The organism is Moorena sp. SIO3B2 (assembly GCF_010692525.1).
Lineage (GTDB): Bacteria > Cyanobacteriota > Cyanobacteriia > Cyanobacteriales > Coleofasciculaceae > Moorena > Moorena producens.
Genome location: NZ_JAAHHE010000299.1, coordinates 1 through 7473, shown reverse-complemented (window position 1 = coordinate 7473; position 7473 = coordinate 1). Strand labels below are relative to the sequence as shown.

At 44.6% G+C, this 7473-nt stretch carries 8 protein-coding genes and 1 pseudogene; 5 read left to right on the top strand and 4 right to left on the bottom strand.

Annotation, left to right across the window (positions count from 1 at the left end; all coding sequences use genetic code 11):
• Positions 1-1037 (bottom strand): cation:proton antiporter (locus F6K38_RS31785; protein WP_287359051.1); only part of this gene is annotated, 1037 nt, incomplete at its 3' end.
• Positions 1034-1369 (bottom strand): cation:proton antiporter subunit C, encoded by a 336-nt coding sequence (locus F6K38_RS31780; RefSeq protein WP_044495399.1) that lies wholly within the window; start codon positions 1367-1369, stop codon positions 1034-1036. The genes F6K38_RS31780 and F6K38_RS31785, both read right to left, overlap by 4 nt.
• 349 nt (positions 1370-1718) lie before the next feature.
• Here F6K38_RS31780 and F6K38_RS31775 point away from each other — a divergent pair, with 349 nt between their 5' ends.
• From F6K38_RS31775 to F6K38_RS44495, 5 genes and pseudogenes are all read left to right on the top strand, one after another.
• Positions 1719-2975, top strand: coding sequence for an ATP-binding protein (locus F6K38_RS31775; RefSeq protein ID WP_008189893.1), 1257 nt, complete (start codon positions 1719-1721; stop codon positions 2973-2975).
• Between the two features lie 172 nt (positions 2976-3147).
• Positions 3148-3654 carry a hypothetical protein gene (locus tag F6K38_RS31770; RefSeq protein ID WP_008189891.1) on the top strand — a complete coding sequence of 169 codons (507 nt, stop codon included), beginning with the start codon at positions 3148-3150 and terminating at the stop codon, positions 3652-3654.
• The gene (locus F6K38_RS31765) at positions 3651-4040 is read left to right on the top strand and encodes a type II toxin-antitoxin system death-on-curing family toxin (RefSeq protein ID WP_008189890.1); all 390 of its coding nucleotides are present in this window, start codon (positions 3651-3653) and stop codon (positions 4038-4040) included. The genes F6K38_RS31770 and F6K38_RS31765 overlap by 4 nt, the downstream gene beginning before the upstream one ends.
• Before the next feature lie 412 nt (positions 4041-4452).
• Entirely contained in the window at positions 4453-4683 is a 231-nt protein-coding gene (locus tag F6K38_RS31760) for an addiction module protein (protein ID WP_008189886.1), read from the top strand.
• A pseudogene (locus F6K38_RS44495) lies at positions 4680-4991 on the top strand (type II toxin-antitoxin system RelE/ParE family toxin). The gene F6K38_RS31760 and the pseudogene F6K38_RS44495 overlap by 4 nt, the downstream one beginning before the upstream one ends.
• 196 nt (positions 4992-5187) lie before the next feature.
• Here F6K38_RS44495 and F6K38_RS31750 read toward each other — a convergent pair.
• Positions 5188-5400, bottom strand: coding sequence for a hypothetical protein (locus tag F6K38_RS31750; RefSeq protein WP_131826862.1), 213 nt, complete (start codon positions 5398-5400; stop codon positions 5188-5190).
• 506 nt (positions 5401-5906) lie between these two features.
• Positions 5907-7013: a glycosyltransferase family 47 protein gene (locus F6K38_RS31745; protein WP_008189879.1), complete on the bottom strand. Its 1107-nt coding sequence runs from the start codon at positions 7011-7013 to the stop codon at positions 5907-5909.
• Between the last annotated feature and the right edge of the window lie 460 nt (positions 7014-7473).

Sequence of the window (7473 nt, the reverse complement as noted above, 5' to 3'; positions counted from 1 at the left end):
AAGGGAAAGCCGGAAATTGAGAAGCTAGCTATAGCCAGGGCAATCCAGATTTGGGTATTAATCGGCTGATGTTGCAGTTCCTTGAGGTTGCGGCTGGGCAAAACACCCGCGATTAAAAAGAGCGCCCCTTTCACCAGGCCGTGGGTCAGGGCATAAAAGCCCCCCACTTCTGGTGCGGCGAGGATAAAGCCTAACTGGGAAATGGTATGAAAAGCCAGCATACGCTTGGTATCTTTTTCAAAGACGGCATAGCCTACTCCCAGAAGCGCTGTCCCCACTCCAAATATCCTGACGATGGGAGCAAGTTCCTCCACAATCAGAGCAAAACGCAACAGTGGAAAGACTCCCGTTTTGACCACAACTCCCGATAGCAACGCCGACACTGGGCTCTGAGATTCGGAGTGGGTCAAGGGTAACCACAATCCTGATACAAATATTCCCCCCTTGACTAACAGTGCCAGAAAGATCAGGGCAAGAGCTTCTGGAGTTGCTCCGCCCAAGCCTTCAAAGGCAAAGGAATGATTGGCCTGATAGACTAAAATTGCGCCGATCAGATAAAACAGCATGGCTGTATTGCTGATCAAAAGATAGCGCAAGGCTACCCAAATTGATCGGTCGGTTCGGGGATAGGCAATCAACAGAAACGCAGCAATACTGATTACCTCTAATGCTACGTATAAACTGATCAAATCTGCACAGATAAATACGGCATTGACACTGCCATGTAAAATAATGGTTTGGGTATAAAAAAAAGCTGTTTTACCACTTTGCCAACAGTAGAGGATGACTGCTGCCGTTACCAGCCCATTGGTCAAGATAAAAAAGGCGCTTAATTGATCAACTAGTAATGTGACACCGAAATTATCTAGCAGCTGTAAGGTTAATGGCGATTTTGCTCGAAGAAATAGCTGTGTCCCATATTCAACCGAAACCATGGCAACGCCTAGGGCGAGGTATCGGTCAAGTTTGGGGATCAGATAAATGCTGAATCCCACAAATAGCGGTAGGGCAATCCAGGCAATGGTAATGGTACTCATGGGGTATTATTATTCTCGATCTCGTTGCTTTCCAGGGTGGGATTGTCCCGTGCCAGTTTCATAACACCTACTAGCATCAAGGCTTGAATCGAAAAGCCGATCACAATCGCTGTCAAGATCACTGCCTGGGGAACTGGATCTGCGTAAGCCCTATTTTCGACGTTTGAAAGAATGGGTGTGAATAAACCATCTCGGGATGCAACCAACACGTAATAGGCAATCACCCCCGTGCTCATGATATCCATAGAGATGATTTTCATAACCAGGTTCTTTTTCAGGATGATGCCGAAAAATCCGCACAATATTGTGGCAAATATGAATGCTTCTAACACGGGTTTTTGCCTATTGGGTAAGGGTTGGTGGTAATTATGCAGGACTTAAGCGGTTAAGTGGATTTCGCCCCCCTAGCCCCCCAAAATTGGGGATTTCGCCCCCCTAGCCCCCCAATATTGGGGGGTAATGATGTCAAAGTCCCCCAGAATTGGGGGATTTAGGGGGCTTTGCGTAAGTCCTGATCATTAAAGAATGATACTGTCGAACAGTGCTATAAAATATATAGCACGTTTTAATAGTGCTAGGAACTATTGGCACTATTGAAAAGTTCCAAGGTAAACTATAGACTCATGCCACACCAAGGTTTTGGTTTGAGCTTGGAATTGGGAAAAACACGGGCAATAGCAGATGACAGAATCGACTGATGGCAAATCAATGGTTAACCTCAGCCCTGAGGATGTCAGCGATACAGTTAGCGATACAATTGGGGGGTTGCCAACTAGTGAAGGTGTGCCGCCGAAGGATGTCTACACTTGGGATCGGGATGCATTAGCCGTGAATCTTTTGGATTTATCAGTACCATTTGAATTGGTTGGGCGGCAAGCACAATTCCAGCGCATCACTCAAGTTTTAGCCCGTGATGGCAATCTGCTGATTGTGGGAGTGCCCGGAAGCGGACGGCGGACTTTGGTAAGGCGGGCCGCACGGGAAGTTGGAGTTAAAATCCTGGAGGTTGACTGCATCCGGGTTACGGATGGTCAGCGCTTTGTGCAACTGCTGTGGGAGAGCATAAACCAGACCTTTCCAATGGCAACGGTTCAAGCTCTAATGGCAGATTGGATTGAAGGTAAGGCAGCGGAATTATTTGTCCTGAAGGATGAAGCCAGTGGCACAGAGGGACTTAAACCAGTTCGGATCCAGAGCAAAGAGCTGCAACGGAAAGCATTTGAAGCATTACTCGATCTCCTGCAAAGGTTAGCTGAATCTGAGGGGGAACGGGTAGTGTTGATTTTGGAAAGTTTCCCCCACATCCGCTCTTGGGATCGTCATGGGGTGTGGGAAAAATTTTTGAGGGAACAGATCGAGGGTCAGACTCAGGTAAGTTATGTACTAGTGGCAACGATTGCAGAAACTAGTATTTATCCCCATGAACCAGGGAATAATTTGGAAATCGTGCAGCTGGCTCCTTTAGCTAATGATGTGGTTGCGGCTTGGGTAACTGAAGTTTTGCATACGCAACGGCTGACCTTCGATCCGCGATCGCAAGCACTGGAAATCTTTGTCAATGCCGTCCAAGGACACTTCGGTGATGCTTCGGCACTGGTGCGACGCCTCAAGTCGGTACGAGTTTCTGATGGGCTAATTCGTGATGGCCATGTTCAGCAGGCCATCCAAGAACTGCTAGCGGACTTATCCATGGTCTTCGAGTCATTACTGATGCTGCTTCCAGCTAATCAAGCCCATCTTTTAGAATCCCTGGCCCTAGACCCTACCGACAAGCCACAAAGTCGAGATTACATTCAAAAGCATTACCTATCGAGAGGGGGTTCTCTCCAAGGAGCGATCGCTGGGTTGCAGCACAAAGGTTTGATTTATGGCTCCGAGCAAGGCTACCGACTGGCTTTACCTCTGTTTGCTTTGTGGCTTTGCCAGCGTTTAAGTTGATCTCAAATTCAGTAGATGCACCTCAAGTAGCGTGACTGTAGGTCAATCGCATTTTTATTCTGTGTTATGTTTACTACTTTTTTGCTACACTCTGGGTATTATCTATGATGCCCAATGAAAGACGCTTTATCCTTTTTGACTTGCCTGAGCTAATAAACGCACACTTCAAGCCATGAACTCCCTAGATGCAATCACCCTCAAAGCCTTCTTGGTCGCCCTAACTCAGCTAGAGGATTCACTCTCAGCGGAACTTCAGGGTGAGTTAAATGCCCTTGGGAAGGAGTTTCCCTCCGGTGTTTCCAATCTTCATTTCTTGGCTAAGGGTTTGGCTCCCTTGGAAGAGGCTTACAAGAAGGCTCGTGGTATTTTGCAAGCTGACCCAGGAGAACGCCTCAATTGCGCTGGGTCTGATTTTGAAGATGCAGCCGAGAGTTATCAAGAAGACCTTCGGAATTTTATTACGGTGTTAAATGCCTCAGACTCTGTAGCTTCAGCTAAGGAAATAGCTCAAGAATCAGTCCCAATTCAGCAACTTCTGGTTCAGCTTCAAAAGGAAATGAGTATTACAGTGTCAAATCCTGCTAGTATTCCAGATAATTCTGAATTCGAGGCAGCAATGGAAGCTTTCGCGATAACTCGCAAAAACTATCGCAATGCTTTTCGGGAATTAGCTAAGTGAAAGAGCCTCGCTGGGTGCCAGAGCAAGCAGTAATAGCTATCCATGACGAGTTAATCCTAGAGCATGGCGGATGTTTTGGATTAAGAGATCCGAATTTACTTTCCAGTAGTTTAGCTAGACCTAAACATTTATTTGCTTACAGTGATAGTGCTAGTCTGTTTGATCTGACAGCAGCCTACGCTTTTAGTTTGGCAAAAAATCATCCTTTCGTCGATGGTAACAAGCGAATTGCCCTTGCTGTCATCGACGTTTTTTTACGTTTAAACGGATATGAGTTAGTGGCCGCAGAAGAAGAAGCCGTGATCAAGATTAATAATTTAGTAGAAGGAATAGAAAATCAAGAGTCTATAGCTACTTGGATTGCAGGTAACTCCCAGGAAGTGTAAGTAATAATAACAATATTTTTTGATTTTGATTACTAAACCGATGCTCTAGCGCTTTGCTGTGTCGATTGAGGGGATAATGGGTACAAGCTTAAATTAGTACGCTGTAGAAAACATGAACAGTGAAGGTGTACCACCGCAAGATGTCTACACTTGGGATTGGGATGCAAAAGCCCGTGAATCTTTTGGATTTATCAGCGCCATTTGAATTGGTTGAGCCCCAAGCACAATTCCAGTCTTTGCTTTGTGGCTTTGCCAGCGATTGAGTTGATCTCAAATTCAGTAGATGCACCTCAAGGAGCGTGACCTAAGGTCAATTGCGTAGCGTGGCTTACGGCCAATCGCATTTTGATTCTGTGTTATGTTTACTACTTTTTTGCTAGACTCTGGGTATTATCTATGATGCCCGAATGTTATGGTCTCTGTTGAGCAAGTAATTAAAGAAGCTTTATCTTTGCCCAGTGCATGGAGAGCATTGTTGGCTCAGAAGCTGGTTGAAAGTCTTGAGTTTGATGTAGACGAAAACCTACAAGCACTTTGGGTAAGTGAAGCTAAGAAGCGTCGAGATGAAATCCGAAGTGGTATGGTTCAGCCTATTCCTGGAGAGGAAGGGTTAGCTAGAGTGAGGCGACTTCTGGAGCCATGAAATATGTCTTTCACCCAGCAGCCTTGACTGAATATGGTGAAGCAGTCGAGTTTTACGCAGAACGTAGAGTTGAATTGGCACAGGCATTTATCAATGTAGTTGAGGATGCAATTTTCTGAATTGTTGCGTCACCAACTCGTTGGGCTGTTATTGATGAAGATATTCCTCGATGTCTGACACGTAAATTTCCCTACGGGATTTTATACACTATTGAGGAAGATTACATTTTAATTGTGGCGGTGATGCACTGTAGTCGTGAGCCAGGATATTGGAAAGAGCGTGTCAGGGAGAAACCATCAGATGCATAAAATGATCTGAGGTTTGGTACGTCATTCGGACAACTAAGCTGTTATAGCACTAAGGTTATAAGTTAATACATTTTACTGATCCGAAGTGGGTGGATCTCATATTTGCTATTTGACCCTGCTTCCCCAAGACCGCACTACATCACTTCTGAGTAAGGCTTCTAGAATTTAGATGCGTTTGCCCTAGCTAGATAGTCCCTTAAAAAGTATCCCAAATTTCCTCCGCATAACGGGGTGGCATCGCCTCAGCATTGGTAAATGTCTGTTTCATTATCTGTGAAGCTTTCTCTATTTCTTCCCCCTCCCAGTCTACAATCAATAAATCGTTGGGACTACAGTGAAAGAAGGCGCAGAGTTGAGCGAGGGTAGTAAAAGCGATCGCTCTTAGCGGAAGCTGAGGCCTTTGGGCCACGCTTTGCGAACGCTTCATCGCATTCGCTTCCCCATTTTCAAGTTCCCTTAATTCTTGCCGATCGATTCCCGTAGATTCAGAAATTTCTTCGTAACTGATATTTCCGGAATTAGCTCTTAATTGGGCGTTGCTGATTCTGAGTATGGTTTCGCCCCCCTAGCCCCCCAATTCTGGGGGGAAAAACTCTCAAAGTCCCCCAGAATTGGGGGATTTAGGGGGCTTTAATAAAACCAGATTATCGCGCATTCATTCCTTAATTCAGCAACGCCCTTAATTGTGCTAGTTTAGTTGTGACTTTCATCGTGCAAACTGACCTGATATTTTTTAGTTTATGAAATTAGGCAAAAATTCTAATAAAATTCCCGCGCCCCCGCCCCACACTTCCCTTCTTTTTTACAAAAATAGCACTACGCATTTAGATGTTTGACATTTCTAAACTCCGAAACCTAGTCCTAGCTTACTTTTGACTTCTGACTTCTAACTTCTGACTTGCGCGTAGCGCTATATCAGATGCACCCTACTGTTGCCTGTTCCCTGTTCCCTGTTCCCTTTGCTATAGGCAGATGACGATGAAAATTACGAAAGAACCCTTCTGGGGATACTCGTTCTTTCCAAATCCGGCGACATTCATACTGTAAATCTACAAATTCCCGGGATGATAGATTGTCGTGAAACTCAGCAATTTTATCGCCAATTAAATGAAGTTCATTCTCCTTTATCCAAACACAGTATTTCTTCCAATCAATGTCAAAGTCGTAGGGAAGCACACAATCGGTATCTACAAGAACTGGAATTCTGCCACAACACAATGCTTCATAGAAGCGAAAGGAATTGTTACCTGAGCCACGGCAACAGAAGATATAGTCACTGTCTATTAGGTTATACACAAATTCCAGCCGATGCTTTTGCTTCAACTTGAAGTCCGGTTGATTGAAGAAAACTGGGCGTTCTCTAATCAGAAAGTTGGTGATTATGTTAGGGTCTTTGGCTAAGATATCTAAGGCTCGACCTCTTAACACATGTCCCCAATTATAGGGAGGAATAGTAGTTGTCAAGTTCAAGACATTCTTTTTGACTCTAGACCATAAAAATTTTAAGTGGGTTTTGGGATTTTTCCTGACGGCATAACCACAGAAACCAACTACCGGTTTTAAGCATTTTTGGCGGATATTGAGTTTGTTGTCCAGATAGTTTTCAACAAAGTCTTCGCTCCAGTGAGGTAGGGTAAAATCGTTGTTTTTTCTAAGGGATCGATAGAGGGAGTTACGGAATACAAAATCACTTTCAATCGGTAAGTTAAGATGGGAAGAAGTTCCACCAAAAAAACTGATTAAGGGCTTGCCTGCTGATTTAACGTTTTCTGCTAATTGTCTGGCTTTATGTTCCAATTCAGAATTGCATAGTGCCCAATTAACTGGTACAATTGCAAAATCTGCTTCCTCCAGAGACGACATCTTAAATAGAGACTTTCCAATCTCTACATAGTGGTCAAAACAACTACTAATGGGATCCTCAGGATTTTCGGGAGGCTTGCCCCAAAAGGGGTATAGGATTGCCTCATAGGTCATGCCCTCTGGCAGATAGTTCTGGTCACAGAAAATTTTCAAAGTCATAATTTTAGGCTCTAGGGAACAGGGAATAGGGAACAGGGAAAAAATCCTGTGTACCTCAGGTGCGACCCGTGGTGAATTTAATTCGCCAAGGTCAAGCTCACCTAATAGCTAAAAAAACCCTCTAACACTTTAGACGTCATTAAATCACACTTTTAGGCTATATCCATGCCTTTTTGCCAAATTATTTAGTTTGAAAAATTCTTAGGGAGTAGGAAGCTTCAACGCAGAAATATATCTTAACCTTTACTACAACTGCCATACCAAAAATTTTGCCCGCCTATCACAGGCTGGAAGCCTGTTCCACATTGGGAAAAGGGTAAAGGGTTACGGAGTCCACTCCTGGGCACACACCACACGAAAACCAATATTGCCGACGAGGTGCCTCAAGGCCGGATTAAAGACGCCGCGAGACCCAGAACGGCAGTTTTTAGGCAAGGTGTAGCAGGAACCACCCCGCCAC

Excerpts from the sequence above, each read along its gene's own strand:
- F6K38_RS31775 (WP_008189893.1), top strand. The coding sequence starts at position 1,719 with ATGACAGAATCGACTGATGGCAAATCAATGGTTAACCTCAGCCCTGAG.
- F6K38_RS31770 (WP_008189891.1), top strand. The coding sequence starts at position 3,148 with ATGAACTCCCTAGATGCAATCACCCTCAAAGCCTTCTTGGTCGCCCTA.
- F6K38_RS31745 (WP_008189879.1), bottom strand. The coding sequence starts at position 7,013 with ATGACTTTGAAAATTTTCTGTGACCAGAACTATCTGCCAGAGGGCATG.
- F6K38_RS31760 (WP_008189886.1), top strand. The coding sequence starts at position 4,453 with ATGGTCTCTGTTGAGCAAGTAATTAAAGAAGCTTTATCTTTGCCCAGT.